Source organism: Dysgonomonas sp. 37-18 (assembly GCF_001899125.1).
In the GTDB taxonomy this organism is placed as follows: Bacteria; Bacteroidota; Bacteroidia; order Bacteroidales; family Dysgonomonadaceae; genus Dysgonomonas.
Genome location: NZ_MKVC01000047.1, coordinates 117,054 through 135,413 on the forward strand (window position 1 = coordinate 117,054; position 18,360 = coordinate 135,413).

The 18,360-nt window shown below is 35.6% G+C and carries 11 protein-coding genes and 1 tRNA gene; 8 read left to right on the forward strand and 4 right to left on the reverse strand.

Annotated elements, in window-relative coordinates; translation table 11 throughout:
• Window positions 1–5 precede the first annotated feature (5 nt).
• The 6 genes from BGO84_RS17655 to BGO84_RS17680 all read left to right on the forward strand — a co-directional run bounded on the left by BGO84_RS17655 (window position 6) and on the right by BGO84_RS17680 (window position 12,104).
• Window positions 6–1,469: a DUF3868 domain-containing protein gene (locus BGO84_RS17655; RefSeq protein WP_291031116.1), complete on the forward strand. Its 1,464-nt coding sequence runs from the start codon at window positions 6–8 to the stop codon at window positions 1,467–1,469.
• 65 nt (window positions 1,470–1,534) lie between these two features.
• Window positions 1,535–3,169, forward strand: coding sequence for an Mfa1 family fimbria major subunit (locus BGO84_RS17660; RefSeq protein ID WP_291031119.1), 1,635 nt, complete (start codon window positions 1,535–1,537; stop codon window positions 3,167–3,169).
• Window positions 3,170–3,266: 97 nt separating this feature from the next.
• The gene (locus BGO84_RS17665) at window positions 3,267–4,238 is read left to right on the forward strand and encodes a FimB/Mfa2 family fimbrial subunit (protein ID WP_291031122.1); all 972 of its coding nucleotides are present in this window, start codon (window positions 3,267–3,269) and stop codon (window positions 4,236–4,238) included.
• A gap of 37 nt (window positions 4,239–4,275) precedes the next feature.
• Window positions 4,276–5,574, forward strand: coding sequence for a fimbrial protein (locus BGO84_RS17670; protein WP_291031125.1), 1,299 nt, complete (start codon window positions 4,276–4,278; stop codon window positions 5,572–5,574).
• A 12-nt stretch (window positions 5,575–5,586) separates the two neighbouring features.
• On the forward strand, window positions 5,587–6,525 hold the full coding sequence (locus BGO84_RS17675) for a fimbrial protein (RefSeq protein ID WP_291031128.1): 939 nt from the start codon (window positions 5,587–5,589) through the stop codon (window positions 6,523–6,525).
• A gap of 116 nt (window positions 6,526–6,641) precedes the next feature.
• The gene (locus tag BGO84_RS17680; RefSeq protein WP_291031130.1) at window positions 6,642–12,104 is read left to right on the forward strand and encodes an Ig-like domain-containing protein; all 5,463 of its coding nucleotides are present in this window, start codon (window positions 6,642–6,644) and stop codon (window positions 12,102–12,104) included.
• Window positions 12,105–12,429: 325 nt separating this feature from the next.
• Here BGO84_RS17680 and BGO84_RS17685 read toward each other — a convergent pair whose 3' ends face one another.
• The 4 genes from BGO84_RS17685 to BGO84_RS17700 form a co-directional block, all read right to left on the reverse strand.
• Window positions 12,430–13,527 (reverse strand): LptF/LptG family permease, encoded by a 1,098-nt coding sequence (locus tag BGO84_RS17685; protein ID WP_291031132.1) that lies wholly within the window; start codon window positions 13,525–13,527, stop codon window positions 12,430–12,432.
• A 13-nt stretch (window positions 13,528–13,540) separates the two neighbouring features.
• Entirely contained in the window at window positions 13,541–14,671 is a 1,131-nt protein-coding gene (gene tgt / locus BGO84_RS17690) for a tRNA guanosine(34) transglycosylase Tgt (RefSeq protein ID WP_291031135.1), read from the reverse strand.
• Between the two features lie 13 nt (window positions 14,672–14,684).
• A complete protein-coding gene (locus tag BGO84_RS17695) occupies window positions 14,685–16,028 on the reverse strand; it encodes a hemolysin family protein (RefSeq protein WP_252637464.1) in 1,344 nt (447 codons plus the stop codon).
• Window positions 16,029–16,135: 107 nt separating this feature from the next.
• A complete protein-coding gene (locus BGO84_RS17700) occupies window positions 16,136–16,516 on the reverse strand; it encodes a VOC family protein (RefSeq protein WP_291031137.1) in 381 nt (126 codons plus the stop codon).
• A gap of 222 nt (window positions 16,517–16,738) precedes the next feature.
• Between BGO84_RS17700 and BGO84_RS17705 the strand changes: the two genes are divergently transcribed.
• Together BGO84_RS17705 and BGO84_RS17710 are read left to right on the forward strand one after the other, a co-directional pair.
• Window positions 16,739–16,812 (forward strand) — tRNA-Arg (locus tag BGO84_RS17705).
• 862 nt (window positions 16,813–17,674) lie between these two features.
• A complete protein-coding gene (locus tag BGO84_RS17710; RefSeq protein WP_291031140.1) occupies window positions 17,675–18,358 on the forward strand; it encodes a hypothetical protein in 684 nt (227 codons plus the stop codon).
• Window positions 18,359–18,360 lie beyond the last annotated feature (2 nt).

Below are 18,360 nucleotides of genomic sequence, written 5' to 3' on the forward strand. Positions count from 1 at the left end.
GATTCATGAAAAGAACAATAATCTTAAAAATATATTTGTTTGTATCGTTGGCAGGATTTATAATACCTGTACACTCACAAGCACAATCCGAGCAAGTTAAAATATCTGGAGAGCATTTTATTAAACAAGATAATAAAGTTGCTATTAAAATGGATGTCATTCTGGATGAAATACATGTAAATAGAAATGACATGGTTATTTTAACTCCAATACTTAAGTCTAATCAAAACAAACTGGATAGTCTAAGCCTCCCTCCTGTCGTTGTTACAGGGAGCTTACGAAATAAAATATTGAATCGTAACAGCGCATTCGGAAAAGATCTTCGTTTTAGTACTGAGCCTAATACTATAATAAAAAGAAATAACAACACAGCTCAATCCGTAGACTATAATGTATCTGTACCTTACAGAGCATGGATGGACGATGCTTCCATATCTATGTTGAGAACAACCTCTGGTTGTGCAAATTGTTATACCGTATCAGACGATCAGCTAATAGCACAAAACATACTACCAAAAAGAGATCTAGCATCTTATCAACTCTCATTTATTGTGCCTGAAGTAGAGGTAAAAGCTCGAAAAGACCGACATACTGCAACATTTAATTATATTGTCGATCGTTATGAGCTACTTCGTGATTTTGGAAACAATCAGAGAGAGTTCGATCAAGTAGACAGAGTTATTGGCGAAATACAAAACAATAATGATCTACAGATAACTGAATTTAGTATCGCAGGATATGCTTCTCCCGAAGGTGGATTTGAGCATAACAAAGTACTATCAGAAAACAGGGCTAATTCTTTTGCCGACTATCTTGTTACAAAATTTGGTATCACCCGCAATAAATTTACTGTGGAGGGCTTTGGAGAAGATTGGGCAGGGTTGAAAAATGCTGTTTTTGCATCTAATTTATCTAATAAACAAGCTATTTTAGACATAATAGATAAGACCTCAAACCCTGATGCTCGCGATGCAAAATTAAAGAGGCTATCGAATGGAGAAACCTACCGTACATTATTGAACGAATATTATCCTCCATTACGCCGTACAGAATATGCTATTGCTTATGTTGTCCGTCCATTTAATGTTGAAGAAGCCAGACAGATTATTAAAACGAACCCAAAACTACTTAGTTTGAATGAAATGTATCTGGTAGCCCATAGCTATCCAACTAGCAGTAAAGAATTTAGAGAAGTGTTTGATATTGCAGTAAGATTGTATCCTGAAAGTGATATCGCTATAATGAACTCTGCCGCTGCAGATATTGAAGGTAAAAATCTAGATGCTGCAATTGACCGTCTAAATAAAATAGAACGTAATCCTAAAGCTTGGAATAACCTTGGTGTAGCCTATATATTAAAAGGAAATACAGAGAAAGCTTTAGATTATTTTGCAAAAGCAGCCGATAGTGGCAGCGTCGATGGAAAGAAAAATCTTGAAACACTACAAAAAGCAATCAATATAAAATAAATATAAGCAAAATATTTAATTGTAAAATTTCAGAAAGTAAAACATGACGTAATAATTTAAAAAGAATGAAAAAAGCAAAACTATTCTTAATAGCTGTACTAGTCCTAGGGCTTGCTTTTACAGCCTGTAGCGATGATAATAATTTAAATTCACCTACTGAACAAGAGGCTACTACAAATGTTAGTATCACTCTTAGTATGTCTTCGAACACAAGAAAAAGTTTACCGGACGACTATCGTTTGATTGGAGAATGGGCGGGAAGAGATGACATTACCAAAGTGGCTATTTATCTTATTGACGGTGCTTCCGTAACTGCTCAATCTTTTAATGTAGGAACGGATTATAAAAAAGAAGTAATAAGTGGGCAGGTGACTCTAGTTCCTCAAGAATCGGCTGCCATTAAAACAACTGCCGGAGTTAAAAAGGTTTATGTATTAATAAATGGAACAACAGAGGTTGAAAATGCTTTGGCTAAAACACCTGTTGCTGAATTCGAGAATGCATATGCTCAAGCTGCTTTGTATATAGCTAATTCGGGTACAAGTACAACTGTAAGTACTTCTGCCGAAAAATTAGCTATAAAAAATGGAACAACAGACGAGAAAATTCTAATGACTTGTGTTGAACCTAAAACAATTGATGTCGTTAATAATGTCTCTGCTGCCGAAACTACTGCCGCTGCATCTCCTAAAAACCGTGTTAGTCTAGTTGTAGAAAGAACTGTTGGACGTGTTATGGTATCCACAGAAGGACTAACTTATGATGTTCCTGCAGGAAACGGTTCTACCATCTTAGGTACAATTTCTGAAATCAAATGGGTATTGGCACAAGGAGAAAGCTCTCTTTATCTTCAACGTAAAGCTGATTTCGCAACACCTAATTTTGGATGGGTACCAACTACCGATGCTCAATATTGGGGTACCGAAATTACAGGTTCCAGTTCGAAATATGATTACTCAGGTTTATTCGAAGAATATGATCCAACAACTCAGTTTGGAGGAACTAATGTTGCTACTATGAGTGACTATGCAACAAATCCATCATCGGCTATAACTGATGAATTAGAAGCTAGCTTATCCGGTAAATTTATCCTACCAAACACTCACGCCTATGGAGCCGGAAATGAATCCGGTTACAAGAAGGGTAACACTGCATATGTTCTTATCAGAGCTAAATTCACTCCTTCTGCTGCGGCTTTTGCTGACGGAGAAACTTATACAGCAGGTGATGACTTCTTCGTAGGAGCGAATGGTAAATTTTATGTGAGCGCTGCAAATGCTGTAACACCAGGCAAAGGTGGTGTAACCGGACAAACTGTAGCAAGATATGTAAAAGGTAAAGTATTGTATTATGCATGGGTTAATCCTGATAATATTCCTACATGGTATAATTCTCCGGTTGTAAGAAATAATGTATATCATATCCATATTACAGGATTTAAAAATTTAGGAACTAACTGGAATCCATTGTTCCCTGAAGATCCGAATAATCCAAAAGGAGAACCGGTAGATCCATCAAATCCGAATGGTCCTAAAAAACCATTGAATCCCGATCCTAGGCCAAACGTACCAGGTGTAGAGGAGCCGGAAAATCCAGTAGATCCAACAGATCCGTTGACTACTCCTGAAACATGGATGAGTGTAGATGTTACTGTATTACCTCGGCAACTTCATTCTTATAGTATTGATCTGGGAATCTGATTTATAGAAAATTTATAATTCTAATTATATCTGGGGGAAGTAAGGATTCCTTTTTCCCCAGTCTTTTAAAACATCAATTATATACAAAATGCAACAAATGAAGAATTTGCGAATTAAGATATTGATGACCGCGTTAACATTAAGCGCAATTTTTTGGGGGTGTGATTCTCTTATTTATGACGACTTAGAAGACTGTCCCCAAGGTGTATATGTGAAGTTTTTTTCAATGACACCTTGTGCTGTAGATTCAACATTCATAGGTGAAGCATCATCACTCACAGTGTTTGCGTTTGATGAAGAGGGTAAACTTGTAACTTCAGTGAGCAAGCAGAATGTAACTCTTAACCGCGATTTTGAAGTGCTTGTTCCTGTTTCGAATGGAAACTTCTCATTTATTGCATGGACAGGAGTAAACGAAAACTTTACAAGAAGCACTTTCTCTTCAGGCATTACAACAAAGAAAGATGTAATGTTAGCTATTAAGTCATCAGAAGGTAGAGCGGCTAGTTTAGGCAATACTGAACGCATTTGGCAAGGTGAAAGCCCAACGGTATTTTTGCCCGATCCTGAAAAAAGTGGATCACTATATAAGCATACTAAAATCAATTTGCGCGAGTTAACCAATCGTGTTAAAGTGATTGTTGAATTTGATGCAACAATCACAGAGTTAAAGCCTCAAGATTTAGCTGTGGCTGTATCATCGGCTAATGGAACTATAAATATAGACGGTTCTATGCCATATAATTCCCCTGTAATATATTACCCTCAACAAAATACTGTTTACACAGATAATAGTGTAACATGGAATTTCTCTATGTTAGAGCTTGTTACCGGATATCATAATAATTTGACTATCAATTATCCCAAAACAGGCCAGCAAGTATTTAACGGAGACCTTATAGGTAGTATTTTGATGAATACTATTAATGGAGGAATTAATTTGAATTGTGAAAACGATTTTACAATAAAATTTGTACTTAAAGATTACTGTGCAGAGTGCGGGACAAATTTCAGTTGCGCAATCTATGTAAACAACTGGCTTGTACATAGCTATAGCACAGATTTATAATTATAAAGCATTCTTTGCTTTAATAATCTATATGATTATGACAAGATTATACTTAATATATATATCACTTTTAGGACTTTCATTATCATTTGCAGGTTGTGATTCTCTAATTTATGATGATCAAAAGAACCCGCAATCCGAGCCGGTAGTTTATCTCTCGGTAACTAAAGCCCAGGCTGAAGGATTAGAGACTTTGAATGCAGATGATGTAGAGTATGAAGACCGGGTTCATGACTTGGCTATGCTGGTCTTCGATTCATCTAGCGGTATAAAGGTGGGTGAATACTTTGATGAAAATATTCCTATTTCAGAAAAAGACAAGTCTTTTATTGTACAACTGAATCCGGGGCCTGGTCAACGTGATTTTTATTTTGTAGCTAATATGCCCATAGCAGCCTTAAAAAGCATAACCACGCGGTCTGCTATGGAATCATATATGAATACCTTTAGAGATTTAGACACAGACTTATATCTAAATGCTACTGAAACAAAAGGGTTCCCAATGTCTCGAATATACAAGAATCAGACCATTACTCAAGGCGGAAATATTTACTCACCCCTACCCTTTCGTCCTAATGGCGAAGACAGAGTAAAACTTATTCGAGTACTAGCAAGACTAGAGGTAAAAATAGACGGTTCTACAACTAATTTGGGCGTAAAAAGCATATATTATAAAAATGCTTACCGACAATTTAGTCTACAGTCTCCGTTAACACCAATCGTACCGATTTATTACGAAGATAAACCGTTAAAAAAGGTAGATAATTCGTTTATATATTACATGCCGGAGGCTCTGATGTCAGCTCCTAGCTGGTCGGCAAGCTCTCATAAGCCTGTCAATTACTTTGTTATTGAAACATTGAACGGAACGCTATACGAAATTCCGATCATAACATATGACGGTACCATAGCTGAGAGCGATTATTTGTCTTTTGCCACAGGAAATCAAACAGAAAAACCAGATTATAATATTTACCGTAACCATCATTATTTTTTTAGTATAAAAAAATTACAAACAATCGAGATCATTTATAGTATCGATCCATGGAAGATCAAGCAGAGCGCAACTTACATGGGATATGGCTACAATGTAGGAATTGATGAGGACGGAAAAATAACAATAAGCAATACGATAGAAGCTTGTGCTCCGCATGACATTGTGCTGAAGACAGTCGCACCATTCAAGTTTTCTGATAATACGACCGAAAAATCGTTTAATAATTTTGATCCTACTGCATCTGTAGGATATACCCTAAGCACTATTCCTAGGGTGGGAGATGGATCATACCTTCAGGTGTATTACAACGATGCATTGGTAAAAACTTTTAGCAAATAAAAGATAAAGACTATGAAAAAAATAATATATGTAACATTCTTTCTGAGCCTTTTCTTTGTTGCTTGTTCAAATGAAGAGACCCCGGAACCAGAATTCGATAACAACAATATAGAATTATCATTAACTGTAAATAATTACATTAAAAATATAACGAAAGCCGAAAGTGATGGAACGGAAGAAGAACAGACAGTAAATGATTTATATGTATTCCTTTTCCCGACTACAGGTTCTCAGACGTTAATTAAATATTATATTTCAGGAGTAACATTTACCGGAGGGTCTTGGAATAGTAGTACAAAGAAGATATCATTGAATCTCACTCAGGCTGAGGCTGGTAATAGAAATGTATATATAGTAGCAAATTGCTCTACAATTAAAACAAGCCTTGATGGAGTATCAGCAATAGAAGACCTACAAGCTATTTGGCAAACAGTAAATAACCCATGGTCTGCGAACATTACAACGCCATTGTTAATGTCCGGAAATAAGACTCATGATTTCAATACGAACTATCAACTCAATAATGTATCATTAGTTAGGGCTCTAGCAAAAGTTCAACTGAATGTAAAACTTTCTGCGCAACATTATAGTACTCCTGTAGTAGACAGCAAAGCTCAATATAGTTACAAATACATTGATTTCGATAAAAATACGTATGTATTTAAACCATCTACAAAAACAGATAATCTTGTAAGTTCTAACGACTGGACAGCTTGGAGTGCAACGGGCTCAGTTTCATCCTATACTTTAGATCAAGGAAATGTTACAAACTTGACATTAATCACTTATATAAATGAAAGAGATAATGCAAGTAGTGCCATAGAGATAAAATTACCATATCAGGCTACGGGTCCATTACCTCCTCCTGAATTTGGTGATGAAACATATAAATTGTTACTGCCATCGAAGATTGAGCGTAATCACTGGTATGTATATGATGTGGAAATTTAAAAATTAATACGAAGGTTTGCAATATAGCCACAAAAGTAAATTAATGATAGATTGGTTAAAAGCTGAATATAAAACATCAGGGATACGATCCAATAAATCTGTTAATTATTTGAATTATGAATAAAAAATACCATAATCGGGTTTATCCGAATCAAAGATTGAAAGTTGAAAGATACTTTTTTACTCATCATAAAAGATCAAACCTTTATCTATTATTTCTATTATTGTTTTTTACAATATCTGTATCATATATTCATGCTGAAGGTTCCGGTAACTGGAAAGGCTCTGTAACAGTAAGTCGTCAGAGTTCGTTGTATGTTCCCGGAAATACTGCAGGAAATACAGGCTACGATACTCGCGGAAGCATGATGAGGCCTAGTGCAACTACGAATTATGATACGAATCACCGCTTCTATGTTTATGTAAAAGCGGGTGAAACTGTTTACTTTAGCTTTAAGAGTTCGACCACCAGCAATTTTACTTGGTATTATGATAACTCATCGACAGGATATAATACATTTTTCCCTTCAGGACTTTCAGGTTCAGGACAAACGGCAGTTACAACAGCTAATAGTAATTTACAAGGAAGAACGAGTACCAATACAAGTCTGACACAGGCTCAAGCTTTTGCCGGACCCTCTGCTTTAACGTCGGGAGGTTATCCTACCACGGGAACCGCAAGTGCTACCAATACGAACGCAGGTGGTCAGTTTACAAACAATACCGGTCAGGATAGAGCTTTTTGGGTAGAAATGGCTAGTCCGGGTAACACTGGTTGGGAAATTACCGATTGGGATGTTACGGTTGCCTCTGGAACGACCAAGCGTCCAGGCCGTGTATATTGTAGGTATTGGAGTATTTATAGTGGCCTTCCTACTACAGCCGGTCAAACAAATACTTCTTCGTTTCACGATGACTTTGGATTCTATGTACCCGTAGATAATACATATTCTGCACAAACAGACGATTATTATATTAAGTATGTCAATTTTGGAAAATCGAATGCGGGTTATGTAGTATTTTTTGCTAATGACTCCGGACCACTAAACGAGAAATTAGCGAATGGAGAACCCAATATTGAAGAAAACCGCAAGTCTATTAAAGGAACATCCAATCGCTATCAATATCCTTTATTTGTTGCAGAACCGGATGAATCTATTTGGAAAACTTCACGAGGTCCGGTTGCAACTACAGACGTAAGATTTGGAAGAAAAGCGGATGCTACAGGTGGAGAAGCATATTTTATCGTATATGTGGATACTCCCGGAATTTTGGATATCCTAGTAGACATTGATGGCTCAGGAAGTTACTCTACTGGTGATGTTCGCCTTTTCAGATACTTCAATGATGCAGGAACCTATGATGTGTATTGGGATGGGAAAGATGATAATGGCAACATTGTTCCGGCAGGGACTGTTATTAAGCTATTCACATCAGCAAATTTCTTTCCGGTCCATTTCCCTGTCTACGATATGGAACAAAGTCTTGGGATAACAATGAAAAACATCAGGCCGGTAGATATGAATAAAGCCACGGTTAAACTGTATTGGGATCATAGTAAAGTTTACACAGGAGGTCCCGGTAACAGAAATACCAATTGGTTTACAGTACCAGCTAATCAATCCGGCACTTTTGCTAATAATAATGTACAATCTCCGGCTATAAATACTACGGGGGCTGATAGCCCTGCGAATATCTGGTGGGCTAGTGGAAATAATGGTATTGGGAATGAAAATACATTTAATGTTTATGCAGGGTCATGGATGGAAACGATGGAGTTGAATTTTACATTCAACTGGGATAAGTCTGATATAGAAGTTGTCAAAACAGTGAGCAACTCTACGCCAGCCATAGGAAGTGAGGTTACTTTCACGATCAAAGTAGCCAACAAAGGTATGATGTATTCTCAGAATATAACGGTAGACGATTTATTACCTTCCGGGTATGAATATGTAAGTCATACAGCCTCTATGGGTTCAACAGTTACGCCTTCACCTATCGGAAGTAATGATCCCGAAGTTTGGAATCAACAACAAACGACCTATGATCCAATTACCGGAAAATGGACTGTATATGACATACCTTATGATGCGCTTAATTTAAGTAAAAACGAAAGAGTATTAACTATTAAAGCGAAGGTACTCAAATCGGGTATATATAATAATACAGCAGAAGGATATCCGCAGACAAAAGAATCAGATCCAGATCTAAGCAACAACATTTCAACAGTTACGGTAAACCCAACGAATACAACGAATGCTGTTAATGATATTAACGTAACCCAAGAGAATAAATCAATCAGCGGAAATGTATTGACCAATGATTTCGATCTGGAAGGACATATCCAGACCGTTACTTCTACAGGTTCTTTCACAACAGTAAACGGTGGAACAATTGCAATAAATGCAGATGGGACTTATACATATACCCCTGCTAATGATTTTATCGGAACCGACTCTTTTACTTATACTGTATGTGATGATGTTCCTGCACCTCTTAAAGCATGTGCAACAGCAACAATTACAATCAATGTTATTCCGGAACGAGACCCATCGATCAATAACAATGTTGTAGCAAATGATGACACAGGTGTTACCGAACAAGACATACCTCTATCGGGAAATCTTTTAACGAATGACTTTGACCCTGACGGAGATAACCTAATTATAAATACAACCCCGACAACTCCTCCTTCACATGGTACAGTTACAATATCATCAGACGGAACATACGTCTATACTCCAGATGCTGGCTTTAAAGGTGTAGATACTTTTGTATATGAAGTATGTGATGATGGTGACCCTGCAACATGCGACAGAGCAACAGTAACAATTACTGTATTACCAAAAAGTGATAAGACAAATCATACCTATGCAAATGATGATGCTTATTATAGTGAAGTAAATAAAACAGTAAATGGAAACGTATTACTGAATGATTTTGATCCCGAAGGCGATAACCAGATAGTAAACACTACTCCGGTTAATGCTCCGGTTCATGGATCTTTAGTTCTAAATATTGATGGTACGTTTACTTATACTCCAAATAATGGATTTACAGGAACAGACAGTTTCGTATATGAAGTATGCGATAATGGCACTCCTGTAGCTTGTGACAAAGCGACTGTATACATTCACGTAAATCCAGAACCACTATCTCCATGTGAGGAACAGACTATATTTTTTGAAGATTTTGGCACAAGTGATAAATCTATCAACTTTGGTAGAACAACCTCACCATATATGCCTTCCGGAAGTTTTACCTTAGGAACGCCATATCCAGAGACTGATGATTATAATCTATATGCTATTGATAATAATCACTATGCAGTTGTTGCTCCCGGATATATAAAATTAGGGCATCGTGAATATCAATATTATTTCTGGACTCCGGCATACAACGAAAACAATACCGTACAAGACCGTTCTAATACAGAAAATGGGGCTGTAATGGTTGTTAATGCTGGACAAATCTTAAATTCATTTTATAAAAGGGAGCAACTTCTACAAGTCGGTGCTTCATATAGAGCTTCACTTTGGTTGTATCTTGTTAATGGACCTTCGCAGATAGCAATTGACGTAAGACATCCTAAAACAGGAGAAGTATTAGCTACAGTAAAATCAAAAAAATTAGAAGACTGGGATACTTCAGTAAAGAATCATTGGACATATCTGGAACTATACTTCTCTGTACCTATACCTGATGATGAAGAAAGTTGTAAAGTAGATAATATAGTATTATCATTCAGAAATGACTTGACCGGAAATCAAGGAAATGATTATTATATAGATGATATTCGTTTAGAGAAAGTATGTAATGTTCCTGACGGAACAATCATAATAAGATGTCCTAATCCTAATTATAAGAATTTCTGGCATGGTACTATTGATAACGATTGGACTAAAGAGCCTAACTGGACAGCAGAATTAATTCCCGCTTCTGGAGATGATATTGAGTTTGCAACCGCTTCTAATAACGGACCTTCAGGTAATGGAAATGGTGCGGGAGCAGCTGTTAATGATCTGTATTTAGATAAAGACCGAATTATTGGAGATCTTACCAATAACTCGGATATGAACCTCGTAGTAACAACCCAAAATCAATTAACTATAAACGGAACCGTCAACGACAGTAACTCTGATAAAGGAACTATCATCGTAAAAACATCTCCAGATGAAGCTACAGGAACACTTATTTTTACCAATCCGGCAACGAACTTAGCTGTAAATGCGACTGTCGAATTCTATAACCAAGCATACGAATGTACAACTTGTGGTTACTATAAGAGACAATGGCAATATTTCGGAATACCGATAAATAGCTCTGCATTTCCTTCTACCGGGGTAGAAACTGTAAACCAATGGGTAGAGCCTTACAGCGGAGATAAATGGCGTCCTGCACCATATAGCCCGGATACTCAATTAAAAGCATTCAAGGGTTATGAAATGACCAATAGTGCTACTTCTTTACCTGACAAAATATATAATTTCACAGGTACACTAAATGTAGGTGATGCGATTGTGCCATTAACAAAAACATCGAATGTGAATTATTCAGGCATGAATTTGATCGGTAACTCATATACAGCAGCAATCCCAATCTCAACAGATGCTATTACTTTTGGCACCGGACTATTGGAAGAAGAAACTGTATACTTATTCAATACCGGAACTCGTGATCAATGGCGTAAGCTAAATGGATCTACTGCTACCGGTATTAGCGGAGGACAATATCAAGCTGTACCATTCAGCTTGGCAGGTCAGGCAACTTTACCTGATAGGATCTTATCGATGCATACATTCATGTTGAACGCTAAAACATCCGGTTCGATAACTTTGAAATACGCTAAATTAGGAAAGAACGAATTGATTAATCAATCAGCATGGCGTTTATTAAAAAGTAGCAATAGCGAAGCTTATCCTCATATTATTATGGATGTAATAGGTGATTCATCGGCCGACCGCGTATGGTTATTCGAAAATCCGGCAACTACAAACGGATTTGATAATGGTTGGGATGGATACAAGTTACTAGAAAATGGTTTGACTCAGATTTACGTATCAGGTACAAATAAAGAGAAGTTCCAAATAGCAACAGTACCACAAATAACAGGTACAGCTTTTGATGTAAAAACTTCAATAAATGAAAATTATACATTAAACTTATCTGTTACTCCAGATATAGAAAATCGTAAACTATACCTTCGAGATTTAACAACAGGACACATCTACCCTATTGTTAATAATGGAGAATATGCGATTAATGGAAAAAGTAGTTTAGATAAAAATCGCTTCGATATTGTTTCTAGCAACTCTGTACTAACTGACGATGATGAAGGTTCAGCATTAATCAATATTACGGTAAATAACAATGTTATCGTAGTGACCAATATGTCTGAAGTCGACTGTCTGGCTATTGTATATGATCTGAACGGTAAAAAAATATTTAGTAAAAACGTTAAGAAATATAGCTCCGAAAGCTTCACTGACGGTTACTTTATTCAAAACAGCATTTATATAGTTAAAGTAGCAGATAATAAACAGACAGTAAAAAAGACTAGCCGGATATTTATGAAATAAAAGCTGGAGTTATAGTTCTGATTAAAACGGAAAATAAAGAAAGAGACATTCTTAAAATATACTATCAACCAAGATAGTAGTGTAGTTTTGTAAAAGTTTTTGAGAACCTATGAGTCGTGAGATTCGTAGGTTCTATTTTTATTATTAATAATTAGAGATTTAGTGCTGAGCAATATTTGACGTCTACTTACAAGGTAATTCATCTAATATTTTGTAATATACCATAAGCTCCAATCACTTGTCGTGAAAGAGAGAGCGCTAAACAAAAGAAACTTGGATAAGAATCAGTATTTGTATAGTCTACAAAGAAGAAAGAATGTAGATATTAATTTGGTGCTTTAGAATATAAGTATGCAGCTATAAACATAAATACAATATTCGGTATCCATACGGCCAGCATTGGGGGCATCGTACCTGAAATAGCAAAAGAAGAGCTTACCGTCTGAAACATAATATAGGTTACACTCAACCCTAATCCGATTCCAATATTAAGCCCCATTCCGCCCTTCATTTTCCGAGCAGATAAGGATGCGCCTATTATGGTGAGTATAAATGCAGAAAATACTGAAGCGAATCGCTTATGGAATTCTATTTCGAATTGAGTAATACTTACCCCTCCGACATTTGCCAACCCTTTGGCCTTTTGTCGCTGTATATACGAATACAACTTAGGCGTTGACATTTGCTCAAAATCATTTACAGATACTAGGAAATCACTCGGTATAACATTCAGGGTGGTATCTATCCTAGTTCCGGTTGTGATTTTTTCTTTCATACCATGAAATTCGCGTATAGAATAATTATTAAGAACCCAGTGATATGCTGTATCATATTCTATTCTGCTTGCAACCAGTCTCGATTTTAGTTCCTTGCCTTCAAATTTATCTAAAGAAAGATTATACCCTAGTCGTGTTTTATTATCAAAACGTTCGATATAAAGAATAACTCCTTTATCTACCTGCATTTGTATACGACTTGCATAATCTACACTTTTATCCTTTATATATTTGTTCTGAAATTTTATACGCGTTTCGTTGGCTGGTGGAATTATGAAACTACTTAGAATGAATGATCCTACTGCGATAATACCTGCTGAAATCATATAGGGCTTCATTAATCGTTTGAAACTCATCCCATTTGATAACATTGCTATAACTTCAGAATTATCAGCAAGTTTGGACGTAAAAAATATTACCGCAATAAACACAAATAATGCACTGAAAAGATTGGTGTAATACGGTACAAAATTCATGTAGTAGTCGAATATGATCGCTTTTAAGGGAGCATTATTACTTAAAAACTTATCAAGTCGTTCGTTTATATCAAACACTACGGATATAGAAATAATAAGAATAATTGAGAATATGTATGTTCCCAAAAATTTCTTTATTATGTACTTATCAAGTATTGATAGTATTTTCATTCTATTCAGTTAATCACAAACGTCTTGAAACATTCTCAATCATCATTCTTTTCCAGCTCAAAAAATCACCTGCTATTATATGCTGACGGGCTTCTTTGACAAGCCATAAATAAAAAGCCAGATTATGTATAGAAGCGATCTGTAATGCTAGAATTTCATTCGTTATAAATAAGTGACGAAGATATGCTTTTGTGTACAAAGTATCAACAAATGAAGCTCCATTTTCTTCTATTGCAGAAAAATCTTTAGCCCATTTCTGATTTCGCATATTCATAATGCCATTGCGAGTAAATAATTGTCCATTACGACCATTACGTGTGGGCATTATACAGTCAAACATATCTACTCCACGTTCTATCGCTTCGAGAATATTGGCCGGTGTACCTACCCCCATCAGATAACGAGGTTTATCCTTTGGTAAAATCTCATTTACAACCTCTATCATTTCGTACATCTTCTCTGTAGGCTCTCCAACAGCTAACCCTCCAATAGCATTCCCGTCCGCACCTTTAGATGCTACATTCTCTGCAGCTCGTCTGCGTAAATCAGGATATACACATCCCTGTACAATAGGAAATAATGCTTGTTTATAACCGTATTCACATTCGGTTTCATTAAAACGTTTTATGCATCTATCAAGCCATCGTTCTGTAAGGTCTAGCGATTTTTTTGCATAAGTATAATCTGCATCGCCAGGTGTACATTCATCGAATGCCATCATTATATCAGCGCCGATAGTACGTTCGATATCCATAACAGATTCAGGAGTAAATACATGTTTAGAGCCATCGATATGAGAGCGAAAAATGGCACCTTCTTCGGTAAGCTTTCTATTATGGGCCAAAGAAAAAACCTGAAATCCCCCACTATCGGTCAAAATAGGCTTATTCCAACTATTAAATTTATGTAAACCTCCTGCTTGTTGTAAAATATCTAACCCCGGACGTAAATACAGATGGTATGTATTTCCTAAAATTATTTGTGCCTGTATATCATTCTCGAGCTCAGTCATATGGACGGCCTTTACAGCACCTTGCGTCCCCACGGGCATGAATATAGGAGTCTCTATTTGTCCATGATCTGTCGTTATCAACCCTGCGCGAGCACTAGACTGATCATCGGTATATTGAAGTTCAAAATCCATTCTTTTTTTTTATTCAAATCTGAGATGTTCTGGCTTGTTCTGTATCTTCAGATTCTTCATCTTGAGCCAGATCTTTGAGTTGCACTAAAACTATCGAAGCCTTATTTTTCTTTACTACAGTAAACTGATAGTCCTCGGCTTCAAGCTTGTCGTGAGTATTAGGAATACGACCAAACTTATCTATTAAATAGCCGGCCAATGTATCGTATTGCTTATCCTTATCGATAGGATGTGGTAGTTCGTCATTAATATCAGAGATGGCAGCAGTGGCAATTACAGAATATGTATTATCTCCGGTTTGTTCTACAAAAGGAATTTCATTGTCATACTCATCTTGAATCTCACCTACCAATTCTTCGAGAATATCTTCCATCGTAATAACCCCTTCTACCCCACCATACTCGTTAAGCACCATTGCTATTTGCTGATGCTTTACTTGAAATTCTTTCAGTAATTGACCAATCCTTTTAGTCTCAGGAGTAAATGAAACAGGACGAATAATAGAACGTATATCTACAGTTCCATTTATCCGCATTTTTTTCAATATATCCTTTAGATGAACAACACCAATCGTATTATCTATATTATCTTCATAACATGGAATACGGGAATAACCTTCTTCTATTACAAATTCGAGCGTTTTCTCATCATAATCGTTAGCATCAATAGCCACAACTTGAGTGCGAGGAACCATTATCTGACGTGCTGTCCGTTCTGAAAAATCAAATGCATTTTGAATAATATCAAATTCGGCACTATCTACATTTCCGCTTTCCTTAGCCTGATCAACAAGATAGCGCAGCTCGTCACTACTATACACTTCTTGCTCCGAAACAGTATGTAACCCTACTAGCTTAAGTATAAAATTGGCAATACCATTTAACATCCAGATAAATGGACGACACAGCCAATAAAAAGCATGTAAAGGATATGCTACAGCCAATGTTGTCTGTTCTGAACGTTGTATTGCCAACGATTTAGGAGCTAATTCGCCTAAAACAATGTGGAGTATAGTAATAATAACAAATGCCGTGATAAGAGAAATAGTAGAAAGAATATTCGGAGCAAGTTCCAATCCGAATAGCCCTATTAATTCTTTTATTATTTTAGATACGACAGGCTCACCAATCCACCCTAAAGCCAAGCTGGCAATAGTAATACCAAACTGAGTAGCTGCAAGATATGCATCAAGGTGTGAAACTATACGCTTTGACAGGATTGCTGTACGGCTACCTGCCTGAGCTTTCAGTTCCAGTTGAGAAGATCTTACTTTGACAATTGCAAATTCGGCTGCAACAAAAAAACCATTAAGAAAAACAAATAAAAGTGTAATTAGTATCGATATGACAATGTCCATATTTTTATATGAATGGTAATAGCTACAAAGATAATATAAATGTATATTTGTTTAACAAAAACGAATAAATCAATATCAATTAGTATTAATAAATTGTTGGAAATATATCATCTATTGATAGGTAAAACTTCAATCCAATAATCATCGGGGTCGTTTATAAAATAAAGTCCCATACTATGATTTTCGTAACAAACACACCCCATCTCTTTGTGATATTCTCTGATTTTATCATAATCACCATCTACTCTTATACATAAGTGGCTTTCATTTTCTCCCAATTCATAAGCTTGAGGATGGTCTCTCAGCCATGTTAATTCTAAAGAAAAAGGGCTAACACCATATCCCAAATATACAAGAGTAAAAGATCCGTCTGAAGCCTCTTTACGCCTTATTTCGTTCAAACCCAATGCTTTTTTATAAAAACTGATGCTTTTATCCAAATCTGTTACATTTATATTGAAATGATCAAATCTTCCTTTTATTTCCATAATTATTTTTCTTTTAATAAGAATACAAATATAATATGAATAAAATAAACGGTTGACTTTATCTCTTTTCTTTTGATAATCTTTTACATATAGATTATTATAAAGATTTGATTTACATACATCTAATTTATTGAAGCACTAAAAATTGAAAACTTTTGAAATAAAATCTTTTTCTTTTTATAAAAAGTACTATCTTTGCACTCGCTTAAAAGCAAAAGGTGAGGTCCCGTAGCTCAGCTGGATAGAGCAACAGCCTTCTAAGCTGTGGGTCAAGCGTTCGAATCGCTTCGGGATCACAATACAGCAATTATAAATAGCTATATATCACAAGATGTATAGCTGTTTTTTTAGAAGACTATAGTGAGTATACACCAGAGATTTATTACAACATTTTATTGCAAACTTTTACGCTTGATTTATTAAACTATCTACATAGCACAAGCGATACTATATATTGAAGACATAAATAACAAGAGAAAAAGAGATGAGACATGTTCGCAAACAACAAGCCAAATTTATTTTGTATCATTAAATAGATCTGTCACAGAAGACATCAACAGTCTAATTATAAATAAGATAAGAATAAACAAAAAAAAATATCTCCTGTTAAGAGATATTTTATTAATTACAAAATTAGAAAATAAATTGAATTTAAGTAATTAAAAGACATAAAAAAGAAAAAGGCATAATCTGCAATATGTTCATAAATTTAATTTAGATAGATCCACGAATATATATAATACACGTTATCAGCATATTACACATTGAAGTATATCTCTTAACAGGAGATATACCCTATACGATAAATTTTTGCCTTTGCTCTATACATTACATTTGTTGATTAATCAGAAAAATCAATGAGATAGCAAACTTTAGAAAAATAAATTATAGCATAATGTTTCTTTTCCACTCCAGACATTTACACGAACTATATATATCCATACAAAAGTTTCAATACCCTATAAAACGGGGTAACCACTTGTTTGTCTTTAATTTGTTTGTCTTTAATATTTGTTGTCATCCCATTTATTTTCAACCGCCGCTTGGGAAAGTATTCGGAAGAGAATATAGGGTATTGAAGTTTTTATACGGGATAGAATTATATATGCAAAAAATGAGTGATTAATTATTTCATTATAAAACTAAAACATTTACTAAATGAAACCAACAAACTTCAAACTAAACAGAAGCAAACTGAAAACATTATTCATAGTTATAATGTTAGGAGCTTCTTCCTTATTACGTGGACAGGTAACCATCGGTTCGGGATATGAACCAAATTCAAATGCGTTACTAGATTTACAGGAGCATTCCGACCACAGTTCTACAAAAGGGTTACTGCTACCACGCGTTTCACTTTCATCAACAACATCATTTTCTCCTTTACTAGCGCATGTAGCAGGAATGACTGTGTATAACACCGCTACGATAAACGATGTAACCCCCGGATATTATTATAATGATGGGACTAAATGGATAAAACTTTTTGCGGAAGTTTCAGCAGTTACACCTAAATTCTTTTATATGCCATCTATTGTGCTACCGACAGATACCGCAGACCCATCTTATAACACAGCTACACAAGAGTTTACTGTTGATTTATATACTCTTTACAGAGAACAATTCGAACTGACTAATTCAGCGTCGTCTATCAAGGGTGCGGGTGCAACAACTTTACCTGTGTTAGCTAGTAATGACTTAGAGTATTTCATTCCTTATTATGATAATACGGTTTTCCAGAATATCACATTAAGTAATACAGGGATTTTGAAATACAAACTTTTCGCACAATTTACTTATTCCGAAAAAACGTTTATGAACATTGTTTTTAAGGTTAAATAACA